Below are 17844 nucleotides of genomic sequence, written 5' to 3'. Positions count from 1 at the left end.
ATCAGGACGTGAAAACACCAGAACACAGTTCTTGCAGTTTCGAAAAGACGCCCTTGCCGCCCGTAATGACCTGTGTGCCGCTCTGCAGCACCGTCTTCGGATCCGCCTTCAGGATCGTGCCGCCGGCTTCCTCGATCAGCAGCATGCCGGCCAGGCAGTCCCACGGGTTCATGTGTTCTTCCACATAGCCGAGCAGCCGCCCCGAGGCGACATAGGCGAGCATCAGCGCACCGGACGCGTTGCGGAAGAAGACGCCGCCCTCGGCCAGGATTTTCTTGATCAGCACGGCGATGTTTTCGGCCTCGGCCCGGTTTGAGAAGCCGGTGCCCACCGAGCCCTCTTCCAGGCTGGCCGCCGCACTTGTCTTGACCCGCCTGCCGTTGACGAAGGCGCCGCCGCCCAGCCTTCCGTGGAAGGTCTCGCCGGTTGACGGCTCGTGGATGACGCCGACGATCGTCTCTCCATCACGGGCGCAGGCGATCACCACGCACCAGGCCGGAATGCCGCGGACGAAATTGGCGGTGCCGTCGATGGGGTCGATGACCCAGGCATAGCCTGTCGAGCCGGCGACCGAGGCATGCTCTTCGCCGACGATGCCATCCTGCGGATAGTCGGCGGCGATTGCCGCGCGGATGAACAGCTCGACCTCGCGGTCCGCCTGCGAGACCAAATCCTGATGGCCCTTGCTCTCGATGGTCAGGCTGTCGAGATCGCGGAAATATTTCAGGCCGAGTTCGCCGGCGCGCCGCGCCAGATCAATGGCAAACTGCTCGCGTCTATCGAGATCATGGGGCAAGGCAAGGCTCGCTGTTGCGAAGGACACCCGCATTTAGCAGAGCATCGGCGTCGGCAAAAGCGGCTGGCGGCTTATTCGTTTCAGGCGGCTTGTGACAGCGATCCGTGCGCCTCGGCTAAAATCTCGAACGACCGCACGCGGGCGGCATGATCGAAGATCTGCGCGGTGACCATCAGCTCGTCGGCTCCGGTGCGGCGCACGAAGGCATCGATGCCCTGGCGGATCGTTTCCGGCGAGCCGACGACGGCGCAGGACAGCGCCTGGCCGAGCATGGTTTTGGCCATCGGGTCGAGATCGCGATCATAATTCTCGACGGGCGGCGGCAATCGTCCGGGTCTGCCGGTGCGCAGATTGACGAAGGCCTGCTGCAGCGAGGTGAACAGCAGCCGTGCCTCGGCGTCGGTGGGTGCTGCAAAGACGTTGAGGCCGAGCATGACATGTGGCTTGTCGAGTTGCTCTGACGGCTGGAAGCGCGAGCGGTAGATGTCCAGCGCGTGGTCCAGTTCCGCCGGCGCGAAATGCGAGGCGAAGGCGTAGGGCAGGCCGAGCATGGCGGCGAGCTGCGCGCCGTAGAGACTCGATCCAAGAATCCAGATCGGCACCGTCTGGCCTTCGCCGGGCACGGCGCGCAGGCGCTGGCCCTCCTCGGCGGGCAGGAAATAGCCCATCAGCTCGACGACATCCTGCGGGAAATTGTCGACGCCGGCCTCGAGGTTGCGGCGTAGCGCCCGCGCCGTGTTCATGTCGGTGCCGGGCGCCCGGCCGAGGCCGAGATCGATCCGGCCGGGAAACAAGGCGGCCAGCGTGCCGAACTGCTCGGCGATCACCAGCGGCGCATGATTGGGCAGCATGATGCCGCCGGCGCCGACACGAATGGTCTTGGTGCCGCCGGCGACATGGGCGATGACGACAGCCGTTGCGGCACTGGCGATGCCTGGCATGTTGTGGTGCTCGGCCAGCCAGTAGCGCTTGTAGCCGAGCCGCTCGGCGTGGCGAGCGAGGTCGAGCGAATTGGCGAGCGAGTGCGAGGCATCGCTGCCTTCGACGATCGGCGACAGGTCGAGAACGGAAAGTTCGGTCATATGCTGGTCTCCACGATCTTCTTCTCGCGCACCCGGACCTCGAAGGCCGTGCGGTCGGGAATGGTGACGCCGAGCTGGCCTTCCAGCGTGTCGGCAAGCTCGGCGGCAGTGGCGATATGCTTCTGCTCGGTGTGGCCATCGATGTGATGGATGGACAGGCGATCGCCGCGCAGCCCATAGCGCCGGTCGGGCGCGGCGCGCGCCGCCGAAACCGAGGTCAGGAAATGCGATGCCGGATTGGTCGACAGGAAATAATTGGCGATGGAATAGTCGACCTCATATTGCGGCTGCAGGTCGAAGCGATACAGCGAGCGCCAGTCGCCGCCGATGGCGGCCTGCAGGCGGAAGTGATCGCCGGTTTCGGCGATGCGGAACGTTTCGTGCGGGGTCGTCTGTTCGAGGCCAGGCTCGAACAGCAGCGGGGCGGTCAGGGTCAGGCCGCCGAAGCCGACATCGGCTATATAGGTCCGGCCATCGATCTCGACGCGCAAAAGCATGTGGCTGCGCGCAGTGATCGCGTCCTCGCTCTGACCCCAGAGCACACGCGCGGCAAGGCCGCCGACCTCGAAGCCAAGCGCCTTCAGCGCATGCATGAAGAGGAGATTGTGCTCGAAGCAATAGCCGCCACGCCCGGCAAGGACGATCTTGTCCTGCAGCGATGCGGCGTCCAATCGGACCGGGCGCCCCAGAAACGGATCCATGTTCTCGAAGGGGATCGCCTGCGGATGCAGGAAATGGAGCGTCTTCAGCGTGTCGAGCGAAGCATCCCTGGACCCGGCATGGCCGATCCGGGCGAAATAGGCGTCGAGGTTAACGGGAGCGTCGTTCATCGGAAGGGCACCGGGCACTGATCGGGCGGATATAGGCATTCGAACCCGCCGCCGCAAACCGTACACCGGTCAGCCGGCGGCCGTCCCGTCCTGCTCCTCGGCGTCCTCGTCCATGACCGCCGTATGTTGGGCGGCGAGAAAATTGCCGACATGGCTCAGGCTCTTGAAATGGTCGCAGAACACCTTGACGACGACCAGCAGCGGCACCGCCATCAGCGCGCCGACGAAGCCCCACAGCCATGACCAGAATGCGATGGCTATGAAGATCGCCACGGCGTTGATCTCGAGCCGCCGCCCGACCACCATCGGCGTCACGAACTGGCCTTCGATGATGTCACACAACACCAGGAAGGCAGGCGCCAGCAACGCGTAGGCGATCGTGTCGAAGCTGATCAGTGCTATGACCGTAACCAGGACAAACGTGATCATGGCTCCGACATAGGGCAGGAAATTGAGCAGGGCGGCCGCCGCGCCCCAGACCAGCGGATTGGGCATGCCGAGCGCCCACAGGCCGAGGCCGATGACCGTGCCGAGGCCGATGTTGATGGTGGTGACAGTGAGCAGATAGTGCGAGATTTCCCGCTCGACGTCGTAGACGACGCGCAGCGCCCGCTTCTTTTCGGTGAGGCTGGCGAAGGACTGGATGATCTTTTCGTAGAACATCGTGCCCGAGGCGAGCAGGAACAGCGACAACACGAAGATTATGGTCAGGCTTGTCCCGGCCGACAGGATGTTGCTCGCCGCCGATGAGAGGAAGCCCGACTGCGCAACCGCGACCTTTTGCACGCCCGGTTCCTGCGATGTCTCGGTCAGCCCTTCGATCTGGTGCGCAATATCCATGATCCTCTCGACCGGCCGCCGCAGCTGCGCCAAGCGTTCGGTCAGTTGCTGGCCGATGGACGAGGTGTTGTTGATGAGATCGATGACCGGGCCACTGAGCACATAGCCGGCGCTCGCGAAGACGAAGATGGACACAAGCACCAGAAGCGTCGCCGAAATCACTTCGGGAATGCCGCGCTTGCGCAGCAGCCGCACGATCGGCGTCAGTGTCAGTGTCAGCAGGAAGGCCAGCATGACCGGCATGAAGAAGGCACGCGCGAAATAGAGCGCATAGACGGTCATGAACAGGAAGATGCCGATGAGCAGCGAGCGCATCAGGCGCGTATCGGCGCGCGCATCGGCGCGCGTCGCCACACGCGACTCGTCAGCTTCGGCAACGCCTGCGCCCAAAGCGGCGGATTCAGCTTTCATCGTGGTCCCTCGGCGGCACACCACAACTGATGCAATCCGCACACGGAAAACGTCGGCACGGCTTCAAGGTTCCGTTAGCCGGCAGCGATGGCACGGCCGTCGTTGCGGGGTCCTGCCGCCGATAGCTCAACGGACGGCTCGGCTGCGAGTGTTCCGTATTACATGCCGTGTAATTGAGGCCGGGCACGTGGCGGCCTAGTACGGGGGCAGGCCTTCGCAACCGTGGGGTCGCAAGGCTGGCGTGGCGAGGATATCGCCCGCGCGATTACGCCCTACCCTGAAAGAGGACACCACGATGCAAAGATTTACCCTTCAAACAACCGAGTCGGCGCCGGAGAAATCCAGGCCAGCGTTGAAGGCGCTTGAGGAGAGGTTTGGCTTTCTTCCGAACGTCATGGCGACGATGGCCAACAATCCGGTTCTCCTCAACGGTTTCGTCAACAGCTTCGGCAGTTTTCACGGCGGAAGCTTCGACGAGATCGAGAAGCAGGTGCTGCTGCTGACCAACGCGGTCACCATCAAATGCCCCTGGACCGTCGCCGCGCATTCGACATTCGCCATCGAGGACGGGATTGCCGAAAGCGAAGTCAAGGCGATCCGGGATGGCAAGTTGCCGTCGGACCCGAAATATGCGGCACTCTCGGCGCTGACGAGGGCGCTGATCGAAAACAAGGGAAACGTGAGCGACGCGGACATCGATGCGTTTACTTCGGCGGGCTATTCGAAGGCCCAGATCCTGGAAGTGGTAACCGGTGTCGGCATCTCCACCATGGCGGCGACCACCACCAACATGGCTGGCACGCCGATCGAGGAACGCTTCCAGCCGCAGGCATGGTCTCCCGCCGCCGCGATGGCGGCCTGACCCGATCGACGGCGCATGGGCCGGCCGGGTGCCATGCGCCGTCGAGCAATGCGTGACCGCATCGGCGTGTATCGTTCGAGGGACTGCGAGGACAGCGGGTTATGAGGACAAACCCCGGAACGGCCATGACACCCGACCTGGGCACGCTCTTGCGTTACTGGCGCGATGTGCGTGGCAGAAGTCAGCTTGATCTATCCCTCGATACCGGCATTTCGCAAAGGCAGATCAGTTTCATCGAAAGCGGACGCAGCGTTCCCGGCCGCGAGACCTTGATGGCGATCGCCCGGGCGCTCGATGTACCTTTGCGTGAGCGCAACGCCTTGCTGCTGGCGGCAGGCTACGCGCCGATGTTTTCCGAAGGCGCCTGGGATTCCGTGGAAATGAAGAGCGTGACCGATGCCCTGACGCGCATCTTGCGGCAGCATGAACCCTATCCGGCGCTGGTCATGGACCGGTACTGGAATGTGCTGATGACCAACGAAGCCGCGCCGCTCTTCTTCGGCTGTTTTCTCGACATGGCCGCTCGTGAAGGGCCGCGCAACATACTCCACCTCATGTTCGATCCCGAAGGCATGCGCCCGTTCGTCGCCAATTGGCCTGAGGTGGCGCGGAGCCTGTTCGAGCGGGTCTATCGCGAATCCATCGGCCGCGTCGTCGACGAAAAGACCAAGGAGTTGCTGGCGGCGCTGCTCGCCTATCCGGACGTGAACAGTGATTGGAAAAATCCGGTGGCGATCGGCTTCATGCCGGTCATTCCGCTCGGCTTCATCAAGGACGGTCGCCGCCTGAACTATTTTTCGATGGTCACCACGGTGGGTACCCCCCAAACCGTCGCCGCCCAGGAACTGCGCATCGAGTGCATGTTCCCGGCCGACGAGGCGACCGAAATTCGTCATGCCGCGATGATGGATACGGCCTCGCACCGGGCAATGCGATAAGCAGGCCTATTCGAGGGCCCATGGAACAAGGCCCTGTCCTTGCGGAGCCATTAAGTTCACGCGACAGGCGCCGCCACGGCCGGCGCGGGTTTCGCCGTTTCCTTGCGCACGATCGGCGCCACCTTGGCGCCGTAAAGCTCGATCGCCTTCATGATCTTGGCGTGTGGCATGGTGCCGATCGCCATTTGCAAGAGGAAGCGGTCGTTGCCGAAGATCCTGTGCTGGGCGACGATCTTTTCCGCCACCTGCTCCGGATTGCCGACGAACAGAGCACCATTGGGACCACGCGATTGGTCGAAATGCGCGCGCGATGTCGGGCCCCAGCCGCGCTCTCGACCGATGCGGTTCATCACTTCTGCCTGCGGGCCGTAGAAGTCGTCCGCCGCCTGCTCGGTCGTCCCGGCGATGAAGCCATGCACGTTGATGCTGGTGGCCAACCCTGCCGGATCGCTGCCGGCCCGCTTGGCTGCCTCACGGTAAATGTCGAACAGCGGCGCGAAGCGCGCCGGCTCGCCGCCGATGATGGCAAGCGCCAGCGGCAGGCCGAGCGCGCCGGCGCGGGCGGCCGATTGTGGCGTTCCGCCAATGGCGATCCAGACCGGCAGCCTGTCCTGGAAGGGCCTGGGATAGATGCCGCGATCGTTGATCGGCGCGCGCAGATTGCCTGACCAGGTCACCTTCACCTGATCGCGGATGGCGAGCAGCAAGTCGAGCTTTTCGGCGAACAGCTCGTCATAGTCTTCGAGATTGTAGCCGAACAGCGGGAAGGATTCGATGAACGATCCGCGCCCGGCCATGATCTCGGCGCGGCCGCCCGACAACAGGTCTAGCGTGGAAAACTGCTGAAAAACGCGCACCGGATCATCGGAGGACAGGACGGTGACCGCGCTGGTCAGTCTGATGCGCTTCGAACGCTCCGCCGCCGCTGCCAAAGCCACGACCGGCGCCGAGGCGGCATAGTCCGGCCGATGGTGTTCGCCGAGGCCAAAGACATCGAGCCCGACCTGGTCGGCCAGTTCGATCTCCTCGATCAGGTTGCGCAGCCGCTCATGCGGGCCGATGGCGCCGGGACCCGGCACAGGGCTCACATCGGCAAAAGTGTAGAGGCCGAGTTCCATTTGGATGTCATCCCAGTATGTTGATTGTCGCGCTAGAGGTAGCGACACGCCCGCCACGCCGCCAGAGGGCGGCTTGTGAACAGTGCATGTCGATTTCGGCGGGAAATGCGTCTCCCCAGTGCAACATCCCGGAATTTCATGGCTGGCATGCCGTTTTGGCGCTTGAACTCCCGGTTTTCGCGCGTATGTAAGCGTCGCGAATAGACTTCAAGGAAGTGGACTTGGCTATCTACAGGGAAAAAGACATTTTCGAGCGGCGCAATGCCGCGACCGAGGCAAAGAAGGCGCTTCTGGAGCGCTTCAAGTCAAAGCCGGCAGCAGACGATCCTGCGGTGCTGGCACGACAGGCCGAACGCAAGGCGATCCTTGCGGCTCGGGAGATCCGTGAGGCCGAGAAGGCCAAGCTGAAGCAGGAAAAGCTGGCGCGCGAAGCGGTTGAGAAGGCCGAGCGTGAGGCAGCAGCCGAAGCGGCGCGCATTGCCGCCGAAGAAGCAGCGCAAGCGGATGCCAAGCTTCGGGAAGCTGAAGAGAACGAGCGTATTGCTCGTTTGCTTGCCGATGAAGCCGAGCGCAAGGCAAAGCGCGACGCGCGCTATGCGGCACGCAAGCAGCGCACCGGCAGGACGCCTCCCGGCTTTACGGGTCGCTAAGAGCGCACTCGCCGCGACGGATGATGAACAAGGGACGCGCCAAGGCGCGGCCCTTTTCGCGTTTGTCCATGTCGCCACCGGAAGCCCCTGCATCCCTGGATGTCAAGCGACATCCAGGGATGTCGCTTGACATCCAGGGATGTCGGCGTGATCGAAACCGTCTGCCGGCGGACAGGGCCGTTCAAGCCGCGAATTTCAGCCCCATGATACCGCAGACGATCAACGCGATGCAGCCGAGCCTGATCGCCGTGGTGGGCTCACCCAGCAGCCAGATGCCGAGCAGCGCCGTGCCGACGGTGCCGATACCGGTCCACACCGCATAGGCGGTGCCGACAGGCAGCGCCTTCAGCGCCAGGCCGAGCAAGGTGAGGCTGACGATCATCGACGCGACCGTGAGCACGGTCGGGACAAGCCTGCTGAAGCCGTCGGTATATTTGAGACCGATTGCCCAGCCGATTTCGAACAGGCCGGCGAAAAACAGAAAAGTCCAGGACATCGCAACGCTCCATCGGAACATCCAGCCTCTCCGGCCTCGGATGCTCAGTCGACAATGGCGGGTCGTCCCGACCGAATTTTTCGGAAAGTGCGAGGTCGTCCCCGCGTCGTCGACATAGGGCTGTCCGAACGCCCGATCAACACGTGCCGGCGGCATTGTCGAATGCCGCCGGTGAAGTCCCGCCCCGTCGGGTTGCCGAGACTTACTTTTCCTTGATCCTCATTGCCTTGACCGGCGGCGCCTTCAGGGCCGGAGCGGCTACAGGCTTCTTGGCGTCTTTCTTTGGTTTGCGGGCTTCCTTGCCTGCCTTCATCGCACCTTTGGCCATGATTCGTTCCTCCTGTTGCGGGAGACGGAGTGAAACAAGACAAACGCCGGACTGCAAGAGGCTAGTGCTTGCTGCCAACGCCGGCAGGCCGCTTTCAACCGGTTTCTAATTTGCTCGTAAACCCCGGCGGTCCATGCCATGGTTGTCTTCGCACTGCAGCATCGACCCGTGCACCGCCGGGTGATCGTCAGGCAGGCCGGTCAGGACGACAATGCGGATCCACATCGGCTGCGAGATGAGCTTCGACTTTCCGCAGGAGACGCCGCTCATTGCGATGCTCAATGTCCACTATTCCCGCGCCTCCGATCTTGAGCGCCCGGATTTCCTGACCTCCAACCCGCCGGTCCCGATTGAAAGTTATCGCGACAGTTTCGGCAACTGGTGCAACCGGTTCGTCGCCCCGCCCGGGCGTTTCACTTTCGGTACCGACGCGGTGATCCGCGACCCCGGCACATTCGAGATGGGCGAGCTGATGGCGTGGCAGCACGAGGTGCGCGACCTGCCGGCGGAAACGCTCCTGTTCCTGCTGCCCAGCCGGTTTTGCGAAAGCGACCTCCTGGCAAGCGAGGCATGGCGGCTGTTCGGCCATATGCCGCCCGGCATCCCGCGCGTGCAGGCGGTGTGCGATTTCGTCCACAACCACATCGTCTTCGACTACGGCAACGCACGGGTGACGCGCACCGCCGCGGAAGCCTGGCGCGAACGGAGTGGCGTGTGCCGCGATTTCGCGCATCTCGCCGTCACATTCTGCCGGGCACTCAATATCCCGACGCGCTACTGCACAGGCTACATCAGCGACATCGGCATGCCGAAGCCCTGGGCGAGCATGGATTTCTGCGCCTGGATGGAGGTTTACCTCGGCGGCCGCTGGCACGCTTTCGATCCGCGCAACAACGCGCCACGTATCGGCCGCATCCTGATCGCCTCGGGCCGTGACGCGGCGGACGTGCCGCTGACCCATATTTTCGGGCCAGGCATGCTTGCGGGCTTCAAGGTATGGACCGACGAAATCCAGGAATAGCTGGCGTTGTTGCCAGCAGGTTTCGAAGACGTTGAACGACCCGACGATTGGCGCGTTGTGATGGCTGTGCAGCTCCGCGGCAGAGCCGCTACATCGTATCTCAAAGAGGATAGACCTGCATGGCAGGGCATGGCGGCTCCAGAACGGTCATCTATGCGGCGCTCGCCGGCAACCTCGCCATAGCGCTGACCAAGTTCGCCGCGGCCTTTTTCACCGGCAGTTCGGCCATGCTGTCGGAAGGCGTGCATTCGCTGGTCGATACCGGTAATGGCGGCCTGCTGCTTTACGGCATGCACCGGGCCGCACGCCCGGCCAGCCCCACCCATCCGCTCGGCCACGGCCGTGAACTCTATTTCTGGAGCTTCATCGTCGCCCTTCTGGTCTTCGCGCTGGGCGCCGGCGTGTCGCTCTACGAGGGCATCATCCACATCATGGCGCCGGAACCGGTCGCCAACGTCAAGGTGAACTACGTCGTTCTCGGCCTGTCCTTCCTGTTCGAAGGCAGTTCCTGGCTGGTGGCGCTGAAGGAATTCCGCAAGCAAAAGGGCAAGCAAGGCTGGCTGGAAGCCGTGCAATCGAGCAAGGACCCGAGCGTCTATACGGTGCTGTTCGAAGACAGCGCGGCCCTGCTCGGCCTGACCGTCGCCTTTGCCGGCATATCGGCGGCGGAGATTTTCGAGATGCCCGAACTCGACGGCGCCGCCTCGATCGGCATCGCGCTCATCCTCGGCGCGACAGCGATCTTCCTGGCGCGGGAAAGCAAGGGCCTGCTCATCGGTGAGCCGGCCTCACCCGAGGCGCAGAGGAAGGTGCTGGCGATCGTCCAGCAGGATCCGGCGGTGCAGCGGGCGAACGGTGTGCTGACCGTGCATATGGGACCGGAAGAGATCGTTGCCGCCCTGAGCATCGAATTCGAGGACCATCTGGCGGCGCCGGACATCGAGGCCTGCGTCGAGCGTCTCGAGGCCCGGCTAAGGAAGGAAATGCCTGAGATCACGCGGCTGTTCGTCAAGCCGCAGACGTCAGGCACCTGGGAAAAGCGGCGCAAGCTGATCGAATCCGCGTCCGGATAGAGTTTGAGTATGATCCGAAAATCCCCTCTTGCTGATCATGCCTTGGCCTCTGGACCAGCGCCGCGCCGTTGCTTCGCGTCGCCGCGCCGCTAAGATTACCTGATCGATGTTGGAGGAATGACGATGAAGATCGACGGCGGCTGTCATTGTGGTGCCATCACCTATGAGGCGGAGGTCGACCCGGGAAAGACCTCGATCTGCCACTGTACCGATTGCCAACAGCTGACCGGTACGGCCTTTCGCGTCACTGTTCCTGCGCCGGAAGATCACTACCGGATCACCAGGGGCGCGCCGAAAATCTATATCAAGACCGTGGCGAGCGGCGCCAAGCGTGCCCAGGCTTTTTGTGCCGACTGCGGCTCGCATCTTTATGCGACCTCGGTCGGCGACGGTCCAAAGGTCTATGGCATCAGGGTCGGGACCTCGCGGCAGCGCCAGGACCTGGTTCCGAGACACCAGAAATGGCACCGCTCGGCGCTGCACTGGCTTCCGGAATTCGAGGGCATGACGACGGTGGAGGAGCAGTAGCGTTCAGTCGTCGCCTTCGACGACCCTCAGCCTCAGCTGTCCCGTCTTGGAATCGGCCACGCGCGGTGCGGCCTCCACCTTGGCGGCGCCGCCGTGTGGCGCGTCGGGTTCGCCCTCCCCGAATTCCAGCGCCTCGATCTTCTGGCCGCGCTTGGTCACTTTCGAGGTCGAGACGAGGATGTCTTCGATGTCCTTGGCCGACTGGCCGAAATGGCCCTGCAATTTGCGCACCCGCTCGTCGACACGCTGGACGTCTTCCATCAGCCTGATGACTTCGCCCTGGATCAGATGCGCCTGTTCGCGCATGCGGGCATCCTTGAGGATCGCCTGGATGACCTGGATCGACAGCATCAGCAGTGAAGGCGAGACGATGATGACCCGGGCGCGGTGCGCCTTCTGGACAACCGCTTCGAAATTCTCATGGATTTCGGCGAACACCGATTCCGACGGCACGAACATGAAGGCCGTATCCTGCGTCTCGCCCTGGAGCAGGTATTTTTCCGAAATATCGCGGACATGGACCTCGATGTCGCGGCGAAAGGCCTGGGCCGCGACCTTCTGCAGGTCGGCCCCGTCGGCGGCGCGGATGGCGTTCCAGGCTTCCAGCGGAAATTTGGCATCGATGGCAAGCGACGGCGCGCCGTTCGGCATTTTCACCAGGCAGTCCGGCCGGCTGCCGTTCGACAGCGTCGCCTGGAATTCATAGGCGCCATGCGGCAGGCCGTCGGCGACGATCGCCTCCATGCGTGACTGGCCGAAGGCGCCGCGCGTCTGCTTGTTGGAGAGGATCGCCTGCAACTGCACGACCTGGCCGGCCAGCGACTGGATGTTGCCTTGCGCGGTGTCGATGACCGCCAGCCGCTCCTGCAGCTTCGCCAGGCTCTCATGCGTTGATTTGGTCTGCTCGGTCATGGTCTGGCCGATGCGGCCGGTCATGGCGTCGAGCCGCTGGCCGATCGATTGCGTCAATTCGGCCTGCCGGGCGCCGAACACTTCAGCAATAGCCCCCATGCGGCCCTGCATTTCCGCCTGCGCCTGCAAAATACCAGCCATGCGTGTCTCGGCGTCGCGGGCATGGTCGGCGGCTTCCGCGGCGGCGACCGCGCGCGCCTTGGCCGACCGCCACAGCGCAGCGACGAGCGCCACGAACAGACCGAGAAACAGCAAGACGCCGAAGGCAAGCGCGTGGCCGAGCGTGATTGTCGAGGCGCCGAGCCGTACGACAGGCTCTGAAAGGATGGTGCTCAGATCATTCATGTGGACAGCATAGCCGATTCGGCAGGCCGGCACAGATCAAAACGTGAACGAGGCTCAGGCCCACCGGTTGACGCCTTTCTTTTGAGGTCTTAGGTGAAACGCCATGCCGATCAAGCCGCTCATCATCCTTCCCGACCCCATCCTGCGCCAGGTTTCCAAGCCGGTGGAGCGCGTCGACGCGCCCTTGCGCAAACTGGCCGACGACATGCTGGCGACCATGTATGACGCACCCGGCATCGGGCTGGCGGCTATCCAGATCGGCGAACCGCTGCGCATGCTGGTGATCGACCTCGCCAAGGAAGACGAAACGCCGGCGCCGCACGTCTTCATCAACCCGGAGATTCTCGAAAGCGCCGACGCACGGTCCGTCTACGAGGAAGGCTGCCTGTCGATCCCCGATTACTATGCCGAGGTCGAGCGCCCGGCCTCGGTGCGGGTCAAATATCTCGACCGCGACGGCACGCCGCAGGAGATGGAGGCCGAAGGGCTGATGGCGACCTGCCTGCAGCACGAGATCGACCATCTCAATGGCGTGCTGTTCATCGACCACATCTCGAAGCTGAAGCGCGACATGGTGGTGAAGAAGTTCAAGAAGCTCGCCAGGGACAAGGCGCCAGGCAAGCTGGCGGGATAGGCGCACCCGGGCGCAGAATCCATTGAGCAGCGATCCTTGCCGTGATATCATTGATATCAACGTTTGGAGAATTGCATGGGCGATATGCTGATCAGGGACGTTCCCGAGCCGTTGAAACGCGAAATCGAACAGGCTGCACGAAGCGGCGGCCAGAGCCTATCGGGAAAAGCAATCGATCTGTTACGCAAAGGCATGGTCGCCGAAAAGGAGGCCAAGCCAGAGCCCGGTCTGTCGGCATGGGACAATATACGCTCCGCGTTCGCGACGGAGAATGCGATCGACGACGAATTCGCCGAGATCATGGACGAGATCGAAGCGGATAGAAAACGCGACTTTGGGCGCCCGGCCGAGGATTTCGAGTGATCGTCCTCGACACCAACATCATTTCCGAAACGAGCAGGACGGCACCCGATGCGAACGTGGTCGAATGGTTTCGCAAACAGGAGTTGCTTGACCTGTACCTGTGCGGCCCTGTCGTCATGGAGCAATCCTTCGGTGCCGAACGATTTCTGGACAAGACCGGCTCCGATCGCCATGTCCGTGCTCTCGATCATCTGATCTCGAAGCAGTTCTCCGGTCGCGTCGTGGAATTTGCTGGTTCTATCCCTCGCCTTGCCGGCAAGCTCCGAGCGACGCGGGAACGGCTCGGGCGCCCAATCAGCCTTGCTGATGCCATGATCGCCGCGATCTGTCTCGCGCATGACGCCACGTTGGCAACTCGCAATGTTCGCGACTTCGATGGGCTTGACCTTAAGCTCGTAAACCCGTTTGAAACGAGTGCCTGAGCCGGATCACGGCAAGGCAGGAACAAGGCCGCAAAAGAAAATGCCCCTTCGCGTCATCTTCATGGGCACGCCGGAGTTTTCGGTGCCGACGCTGCGTGCCATCGCCGAAGCCGGACATGAGATAGCAGCTGTTTATACGCAGCCGCCGCGCGCCGCAGGCCGACGCGGGCTGGAGTTGACGCCGTCCCCCGTGCAGGGCGAGGCCGAGCGGCTGGGCATCGAGGTGCGCACGCCGACATCGTTGAAGGGCGAGGCCGAACAGGCCGCTTTTGCCGCCCTTGGCGCCGATATCGCCGTGGTCGTCGCCTATGGCTTGCTCCTGCCCAAGGCGGTTCTGGAGGCACCCCGGCTTGGCTGCGTCAACGGCCACGCTTCGCTTTTGCCGCGCTGGCGCGGCGCCGCGCCCATCCAGCGCGCCATCATGGCCGGCGACACCGAGACCGGCATGATGGTGATGCGCATGGAGGAGGGCCTCGACACCGGTCCGGTGGGATTGGTTGAAAAATGCGCCATCGACCCCGATATGACAGCCGGCGATCTGCATGATCGGTTGATGAGTGTTAGCGCTGCCCTGATGGTGGAAGCGCTGGCACGGCTGGAACAGAACATCCTGGCATTTACCGCGCAAGCGGCCGAAGGGGTGACTTACGCCAGGAAAATCGATAAATCCGAGACGCGCGTGGAGTGGACACGGCCCGCGGCCGAGGTCCACAACCACATTCGTGGCCTGTCGCCCTTTCCTGGCGCCTGGTCCGAGATTGACATTGGCGGCCGCATCGAACGGCTGAAACTGCTTCGCTCGACGCTGTCCGAAGGCCTGTCGCTTTCGGAAGATTTGGGCGAGTCGGGAGGAATTCTCGATGACCGGCTGACGGTCGCCTGCGGAAAAGGCGCGATCAGGCTGGTCGAAGTTCAACGTGCGGGCGGAGGGCCCGCTGCCGCGTCGGAGTTCCTGCGCGGAGCCAAGATCGAAAAAGGACTGAAATTCTCATGAGCATGATGTCGATACGCGCGGCGACGCCGCGGGACCGCGAGGCCATTCGCCTCGTCGAGGAACACGCTTTCGGCCAGCAGACGGAGGCCGGGCTGGTCGACGCGTTGGTGACCGGCGGTGACGCCGTCGTGGAACTGGTGGCGGAAGAGGACGGCCAGGCCGTTGGCCACATCCTGTTTTCGCGGCTGTTCGTGCAGAACGGCGGCAACAGTTTTGCCGCCGTGGCGCTTGCCCCGCTGGCGGTAGAGCCGTCTTTTCACGGCTCCGGCATCGGCGGCGCGCTGATCCGCGAGGCCCATATCCGGCTCAGGGATGCCGGCGAGACGCTGGCTGTCGTGCTGGGCGATCCGGCCTATTACGGCCGTTTCGGCTATAGCCACGCCCGGGCTGAAAAGTTCGAAAGCGAATATCAAGGCGAAGCGCTGCAGGCGCTGGCCTGGGGCGACGCACCCGAAGCCGGCAGACTGGTCTACGCCTCCGCCTTTACCGCTCTCGCCGCCTAGGCGAGGGCGTATAACCGACCGGCATGCCGCGTTTTCGCCTCGATATCGAATATGACGGCAGCCTGTTTGCCGGCTGGCAGCACCAGGCCGATCAGCCTTCGGTGCAGCAGGCGATCGAACAGGCGATCGAGAAATTCTGCGGCGAGGCGGTCCGGCTGCGCGCCGCCGGCCGCACCGATGCCGGCGTGCACGCGACCGCGCAGGTGGCGCATGCCGACCTTGCCAAGGCGTGGCCCGACGACAAGGTGCGCGACGCCATCAATGCACACCTGCAGGCGGCCGGCGCGCGCATCGTCATCCTGAAGGCCACGATCGTCTCCGACGATTTCGATGCCCGTTTCTCGGCCATCGGCCGGCACTATCTCTACCGCATCCTCAACCGGCGGGCGCCCTCGGCGCTGGAGAAGGGTAAGGTATGGTGGGTGCCGAAGCGGCTCGATGCCGCCGCCATGCACGAGGCGGCGAAGCTCCTGCTCGGCCGGCACGACTTCACCACCTTCCGCTCCACCCAGTGCCAGGCCAACAGCCCGGTCAGGACATTGGAGCGGCTCGATGTGAGCCGGACGGGCGACGTGATCGAGGTGAGAGCCTCGGCGCGGTCCTTCCTGCACAATCAGGTGCGCTCCATGGTCGGCTCGCTCAAGCGGGTCGGCGACGGCGGCTGGACATCAGGCGACCTCAAGGCGGCGCTCGAGGCGCGAGACCGCGCCGCCTGCGGGCAAGTGGCGCCGCCAGATGGACTTTTCCTGATAGGCGTCGATTATCCCGGATAGAACCCGGTCCTATCGTGGGTAAGAGCCCTCGCTCTATCCGGGATAGAGCCCGGAAAGGCTCTGGGCCCCGACATCGTCCGGCACGCTGATCCCAAGCAGCATCTGCAGCCCGAACAGCGCCAGCAGCGAAGCGATGAACATGCCGACGAAAACGGCGGTGCCGACCGCCGCGCCCCTGCCGATCGTGGCGGTGGTCATGCGCCAGGTCAGCACCATCGACAGCGAAAACAACAGCAGCGACACCAGGCTCGCGACCTGGCTTGTCGACGACAGGAAAAGCCTGATCAGCGCCGATGGCAGCATCAGCCAGGCGGTGATGGCCGAGGCCCAGTTGCTGGCGACGACATAGTGGACGAAGCGCCCGCCGATGCCGGCGCGCGGCGCCACCAAGGCGAGCGCGACCAGCGGCAGCACCCAGGAGCCGATATCGACCGTCGCCAGCCGCACCAGCATGGAGAAGCGGCCGGCGAAGGCATCGGGATCGCTGATCTCGTTGGCGATGCCGACCCAGCCGACGATCAGCGCCGGTGTCGCGACGATGATGGCGAAGAACGAATTCCAGAAGCCGTCGGCCGACAGGTCGAGCAGGCGCAGCCCGTCGACCTTGCCGAGCATCAGCCGCCAGGCGCCGGTCAGCGAAGCTTGGGTTTCGTCCGCGGTAAGCATGCTCAGCCCTGTCCGAACCAGTCGTCGATGAAGCGCTGGTAGATCCGCGTCAGCGTTTCCAGATCGGCGATGGCGACGCGCTCGTCGACCATGTGCATGGTCTTGCCGACCAGGCCGAATTCCACCACCGGGCAATAATCCTTGATGAAGCGCGCATCCGATGTGCCGCCGGAGGTGGACAGCGCCGGCGTTTTGCCGACCACCGCCTTGACCGAGCCGCTCAGCGTCTCGACCAGCCTGTCGTCGCGGGTCAGGAAGACATGGCTCGGCCGGTCGCGCCAGACGAGGTCATAGTCGACAGGCGTCTTCTTGCCTGGCCGGTATTTCTTGCGCCTCGCCGCCTGATCGAGGCGGTTGTGGATTTCCGCCTGGACCGTCTCTGCCGTCCACTTGTCGTTGAAGCGGATGTTGAAGGTGGCGGTCGCCTTGGCAGGAATGACGTTGGTGGCCGGGTTGCCGACATCGATGGAGGTCACCTCCAGGTTGGTCGGCTGGAAATCCTGGGTTCCCTTGTCGAAGACGGGATGCAGCAAGGCGTCCACCAGGCTCATCAGGCCGCGCACCGGATTGTCGGCAAGCTGCGGATAGGCGGCATGGCCCTGGCGGCCATTGACGGTGATGCTGCCCGACATCGAGCCGCGCCGGCCGATCTTGATCATGTCGCCGAGCGTGTCCGGATTGGTCGGCTCGCCAACAATCGAGGCGTCCCACTTTTCGCCTTTGGACGCGGCCCATTCGAGCAGCTTGACCGTGCCGTTGATGGCCGGACCTTCCTCGTCGCCGGTGATCAGCAGCGACACCGAACCCTTCGGGCCGCCATTTGCCTCGACATGGCGCGCCACAGCGGCGATGAAACAGGCTATGCCGCCCTTCATGTCGACGGCGCCGCGGCCATACATCTCGCCATTGGCGATCTCGGCTGCGAAAGGCGGATGCGTCCAGGCGGCTTCGTCGCCGATGGGCACGACGTCGGTATGGCCCGCGAACATCAGATGCGGGCCGTTGCCGGAGCGCCGTGCATAGAGGTTCTCGATATCGGGCGTGCCGTCCTCGGAGAACACCGGCCGATCGACCAGGAAGCCGAGCGGTTTCAGCATGGCCTCCAGCGCGCTCAGGGCGCCGCCTTCGGCTGGCGTCACCGAGGCACAGCGGATGAGAGAGACGAGGTTTGCGGCGGGGTCAGTCGGCAGCGTCATGGCAAAAGCGATAGTCGAAAGCGAAAGGCCTGTCACTGCCAGACATAAGGCCAAGCCAATGGC

At 63.6% G+C, this 17844-nt stretch carries 22 protein-coding genes; 12 read left to right on the top strand and 10 right to left on the bottom strand.

The features are described from left to right. Position 1 precedes the first annotated feature (1 nt). The 4 genes from O7B34_RS04975 to O7B34_RS04960 form a co-directional block, all read right to left on the bottom strand. Positions 2-796, bottom strand: a complete 795-nt coding sequence (locus tag O7B34_RS04975) for an inositol monophosphatase family protein (RefSeq protein ID WP_337145091.1) — start codon at positions 794-796, stop codon at positions 2-4. Positions 797-876: 80 nt separating this feature from the next. Further along, positions 877-1878: an LLM class flavin-dependent oxidoreductase gene (locus tag O7B34_RS04970; protein WP_337145090.1), complete on the bottom strand. Its 1002-nt coding sequence runs from the start codon at positions 1876-1878 to the stop codon at positions 877-879. Next, a complete protein-coding gene (locus O7B34_RS04965; protein ID WP_337145089.1) occupies positions 1875-2708 on the bottom strand; it encodes an arylamine N-acetyltransferase family protein in 834 nt (277 codons plus the stop codon). Before O7B34_RS04965 ends, O7B34_RS04970 begins: the two co-directional genes overlap by 4 nt. 69 nt (positions 2709-2777) lie before the next feature. Then, positions 2778-3959, bottom strand: a complete 1182-nt coding sequence (locus O7B34_RS04960) for an AI-2E family transporter (RefSeq protein ID WP_337142150.1) — start codon at positions 3957-3959, stop codon at positions 2778-2780. Between the two features lie 295 nt (positions 3960-4254). On the opposite strand from O7B34_RS04960, the gene O7B34_RS04955 reads away from it, so the two are divergent. Both O7B34_RS04955 and O7B34_RS04950 read left to right on the top strand, forming a co-directional pair. Continuing rightward, positions 4255-4821 (top strand): carboxymuconolactone decarboxylase family protein, encoded by a 567-nt coding sequence (locus O7B34_RS04955; RefSeq protein ID WP_337145088.1) that lies wholly within the window; start codon positions 4255-4257, stop codon positions 4819-4821. A 125-nt stretch (positions 4822-4946) separates the two neighbouring features. Beyond that, a complete protein-coding gene (locus O7B34_RS04950) occupies positions 4947-5759 on the top strand; it encodes a helix-turn-helix domain-containing protein (RefSeq protein ID WP_337145087.1) in 813 nt (270 codons plus the stop codon). A gap of 56 nt (positions 5760-5815) precedes the next feature. Here O7B34_RS04950 and O7B34_RS04945 read toward each other — a convergent pair whose 3' ends face one another. Then, on the bottom strand, positions 5816-6877 hold the full coding sequence (locus tag O7B34_RS04945) for an LLM class flavin-dependent oxidoreductase (RefSeq protein WP_337145086.1): 1062 nt from the start codon (positions 6875-6877) through the stop codon (positions 5816-5818). A 221-nt stretch (positions 6878-7098) separates the two neighbouring features. Here O7B34_RS04945 and O7B34_RS04940 point away from each other — a divergent pair, with 221 nt between their 5' ends. Continuing rightward, positions 7099-7527: a DUF6481 family protein gene (locus tag O7B34_RS04940; RefSeq protein ID WP_027143810.1), complete on the top strand. Its 429-nt coding sequence runs from the start codon at positions 7099-7101 to the stop codon at positions 7525-7527. Between the two features lie 181 nt (positions 7528-7708). Here O7B34_RS04940 and sugE read toward each other — a convergent pair whose 3' ends face one another. Together sugE and O7B34_RS04930 are read right to left on the bottom strand one after the other, a co-directional pair. After that, positions 7709-8023, bottom strand: a complete 315-nt coding sequence (gene sugE, locus O7B34_RS04935) for a quaternary ammonium compound efflux SMR transporter SugE (RefSeq protein ID WP_027143811.1) — start codon at positions 8021-8023, stop codon at positions 7709-7711. A 202-nt stretch (positions 8024-8225) separates the two neighbouring features. Continuing rightward, the gene (locus O7B34_RS04930; protein ID WP_023772267.1) at positions 8226-8351 is read right to left on the bottom strand and encodes a hypothetical protein; all 126 of its coding nucleotides are present in this window, start codon (positions 8349-8351) and stop codon (positions 8226-8228) included. Positions 8352-8562: 211 nt separating this feature from the next. Here O7B34_RS04930 and O7B34_RS04925 point away from each other — a divergent pair, with 211 nt between their 5' ends. From O7B34_RS04925 to O7B34_RS04915, 3 genes are all read left to right on the top strand, one after another. Beyond that, positions 8563-9372 carry a transglutaminase-like domain-containing protein gene (locus tag O7B34_RS04925; RefSeq protein WP_337145085.1) on the top strand — a complete coding sequence of 270 codons (810 nt, stop codon included), beginning with the start codon at positions 8563-8565 and terminating at the stop codon, positions 9370-9372. A 119-nt stretch (positions 9373-9491) separates the two neighbouring features. Beyond that, positions 9492-10445, top strand: a complete 954-nt coding sequence (locus tag O7B34_RS04920; RefSeq protein ID WP_337145084.1) for a cation diffusion facilitator family transporter — start codon at positions 9492-9494, stop codon at positions 10443-10445. Between the two features lie 123 nt (positions 10446-10568). Continuing rightward, positions 10569-10973, top strand: coding sequence for a GFA family protein (locus O7B34_RS04915; protein ID WP_337145083.1), 405 nt, complete (start codon positions 10569-10571; stop codon positions 10971-10973). A gap of 3 nt (positions 10974-10976) precedes the next feature. Here O7B34_RS04915 and O7B34_RS04910 read toward each other — a convergent pair whose 3' ends face one another. Further along, entirely contained in the window at positions 10977-12230 is a 1254-nt protein-coding gene (locus O7B34_RS04910) for a DNA recombination protein RmuC (protein WP_337142138.1), read from the bottom strand. A 103-nt stretch (positions 12231-12333) separates the two neighbouring features. Between O7B34_RS04910 and def the strand changes: the two genes are divergently transcribed. The 6 genes from def to truA all read left to right on the top strand — a co-directional run bounded on the left by def (position 12334) and on the right by truA (position 15919). Beyond that, positions 12334-12864 carry a peptide deformylase gene (gene def / locus O7B34_RS04905; RefSeq protein WP_337145082.1) on the top strand — a complete coding sequence of 177 codons (531 nt, stop codon included), beginning with the start codon at positions 12334-12336 and terminating at the stop codon, positions 12862-12864. Positions 12865-12939: 75 nt separating this feature from the next. Next, positions 12940-13227 (top strand): plasmid stabilization protein, encoded by a 288-nt coding sequence (locus O7B34_RS04900; protein ID WP_337145081.1) that lies wholly within the window; start codon positions 12940-12942, stop codon positions 13225-13227. Beyond that, the gene (locus O7B34_RS04895) at positions 13224-13649 is read left to right on the top strand and encodes a type II toxin-antitoxin system VapC family toxin (RefSeq protein ID WP_337145080.1); all 426 of its coding nucleotides are present in this window, start codon (positions 13224-13226) and stop codon (positions 13647-13649) included. Before O7B34_RS04900 ends, O7B34_RS04895 begins: the two co-directional genes overlap by 4 nt. Before the next feature lie 40 nt (positions 13650-13689). After that, positions 13690-14643 carry a methionyl-tRNA formyltransferase gene (gene fmt / locus O7B34_RS04890; protein WP_337145079.1) on the top strand — a complete coding sequence of 318 codons (954 nt, stop codon included), beginning with the start codon at positions 13690-13692 and terminating at the stop codon, positions 14641-14643. Next, positions 14640-15146, top strand: coding sequence for a GNAT family N-acetyltransferase (locus O7B34_RS04885; protein ID WP_337104661.1), 507 nt, complete (start codon positions 14640-14642; stop codon positions 15144-15146). The genes fmt and O7B34_RS04885 overlap by 4 nt, the downstream gene beginning before the upstream one ends. Positions 15147-15169: 23 nt before the next feature. Further along, the gene (gene truA / locus O7B34_RS04880) at positions 15170-15919 is read left to right on the top strand and encodes a tRNA pseudouridine(38-40) synthase TruA (protein WP_337145078.1); all 750 of its coding nucleotides are present in this window, start codon (positions 15170-15172) and stop codon (positions 15917-15919) included. A gap of 33 nt (positions 15920-15952) precedes the next feature. On the opposite strand, the gene O7B34_RS04875 is transcribed toward truA, so the two are convergent. Both O7B34_RS04875 and dapE read right to left on the bottom strand, forming a co-directional pair. Then, positions 15953-16585, bottom strand: a complete 633-nt coding sequence (locus O7B34_RS04875) for a transporter (protein ID WP_337142131.1) — start codon at positions 16583-16585, stop codon at positions 15953-15955. 2 nt (positions 16586-16587) lie between these two features. After that, positions 16588-17781, bottom strand: coding sequence for a succinyl-diaminopimelate desuccinylase (gene dapE / locus O7B34_RS04870; RefSeq protein ID WP_337145077.1), 1194 nt, complete (start codon positions 17779-17781; stop codon positions 16588-16590). Positions 17782-17844 lie beyond the last annotated feature (63 nt).

The sequence above is a fragment of the Mesorhizobium sp. Cs1299R1N3 genome (genome assembly GCF_037179625.1).
Lineage (GTDB): Bacteria > Pseudomonadota > Alphaproteobacteria > Rhizobiales > Rhizobiaceae > Mesorhizobium > Mesorhizobium salmacidum.
This window is presented reverse-complemented; position numbering and strand designations above follow the sequence as displayed.

What these genes read in the sequence shown, in the direction of transcription:
- O7B34_RS04970 (WP_337145090.1), bottom strand. Translation starts at nt 1,878, where the DNA reads ATGACCGAACTTTCCGTTCTCGACCTGTCGCCGATCGTCGAAGGCAGC.
- O7B34_RS04965 (WP_337145089.1), bottom strand. Translation starts at nt 2,708, where the DNA reads ATGAACGACGCTCCCGTTAACCTCGACGCCTATTTCGCCCGGATCGGC.
- O7B34_RS04960 (WP_337142150.1), bottom strand. Translation starts at nt 3,959, where the DNA reads ATGAAAGCTGAATCCGCCGCTTTGGGCGCAGGCGTTGCCGAAGCTGAC.
- O7B34_RS04955 (WP_337145088.1), top strand. Translation starts at nt 4,255, where the DNA reads ATGCAAAGATTTACCCTTCAAACAACCGAGTCGGCGCCGGAGAAATCC.
- O7B34_RS04950 (WP_337145087.1), top strand. Translation starts at nt 4,947, where the DNA reads ATGACACCCGACCTGGGCACGCTCTTGCGTTACTGGCGCGATGTGCGT.
- O7B34_RS04945 (WP_337145086.1), bottom strand. Translation starts at nt 6,877, where the DNA reads ATGGAACTCGGCCTCTACACTTTTGCCGATGTGAGCCCTGTGCCGGGT.
- sugE (WP_027143811.1), bottom strand. Translation starts at nt 8,023, where the DNA reads ATGTCCTGGACTTTTCTGTTTTTCGCCGGCCTGTTCGAAATCGGCTGG.
- O7B34_RS04930 (WP_023772267.1), bottom strand. Translation starts at nt 8,351, where the DNA reads ATGGCCAAAGGTGCGATGAAGGCAGGCAAGGAAGCCCGCAAACCAAAG.
- O7B34_RS04925 (WP_337145085.1), top strand. Translation starts at nt 8,563, where the DNA reads ATGCGGATCCACATCGGCTGCGAGATGAGCTTCGACTTTCCGCAGGAG.
- O7B34_RS04920 (WP_337145084.1), top strand. Translation starts at nt 9,492, where the DNA reads ATGGCAGGGCATGGCGGCTCCAGAACGGTCATCTATGCGGCGCTCGCC.
- O7B34_RS04915 (WP_337145083.1), top strand. Translation starts at nt 10,569, where the DNA reads ATGAAGATCGACGGCGGCTGTCATTGTGGTGCCATCACCTATGAGGCG.
- O7B34_RS04910 (WP_337142138.1), bottom strand. Translation starts at nt 12,230, where the DNA reads ATGAATGATCTGAGCACCATCCTTTCAGAGCCTGTCGTACGGCTCGGC.
- def (WP_337145082.1), top strand. Translation starts at nt 12,334, where the DNA reads ATGCCGATCAAGCCGCTCATCATCCTTCCCGACCCCATCCTGCGCCAG.
- O7B34_RS04900 (WP_337145081.1), top strand. Translation starts at nt 12,940, where the DNA reads ATGGGCGATATGCTGATCAGGGACGTTCCCGAGCCGTTGAAACGCGAA.
- fmt (WP_337145079.1), top strand. Translation starts at nt 13,690, where the DNA reads ATGCCCCTTCGCGTCATCTTCATGGGCACGCCGGAGTTTTCGGTGCCG.
- O7B34_RS04885 (WP_337104661.1), top strand. Translation starts at nt 14,640, where the DNA reads ATGAGCATGATGTCGATACGCGCGGCGACGCCGCGGGACCGCGAGGCC.
- truA (WP_337145078.1), top strand. Translation starts at nt 15,170, where the DNA reads ATGCCGCGTTTTCGCCTCGATATCGAATATGACGGCAGCCTGTTTGCC.
- O7B34_RS04875 (WP_337142131.1), bottom strand. Translation starts at nt 16,585, where the DNA reads ATGCTTACCGCGGACGAAACCCAAGCTTCGCTGACCGGCGCCTGGCGG.
- dapE (WP_337145077.1), bottom strand. Translation starts at nt 17,781, where the DNA reads ATGACGCTGCCGACTGACCCCGCCGCAAACCTCGTCTCTCTCATCCGC.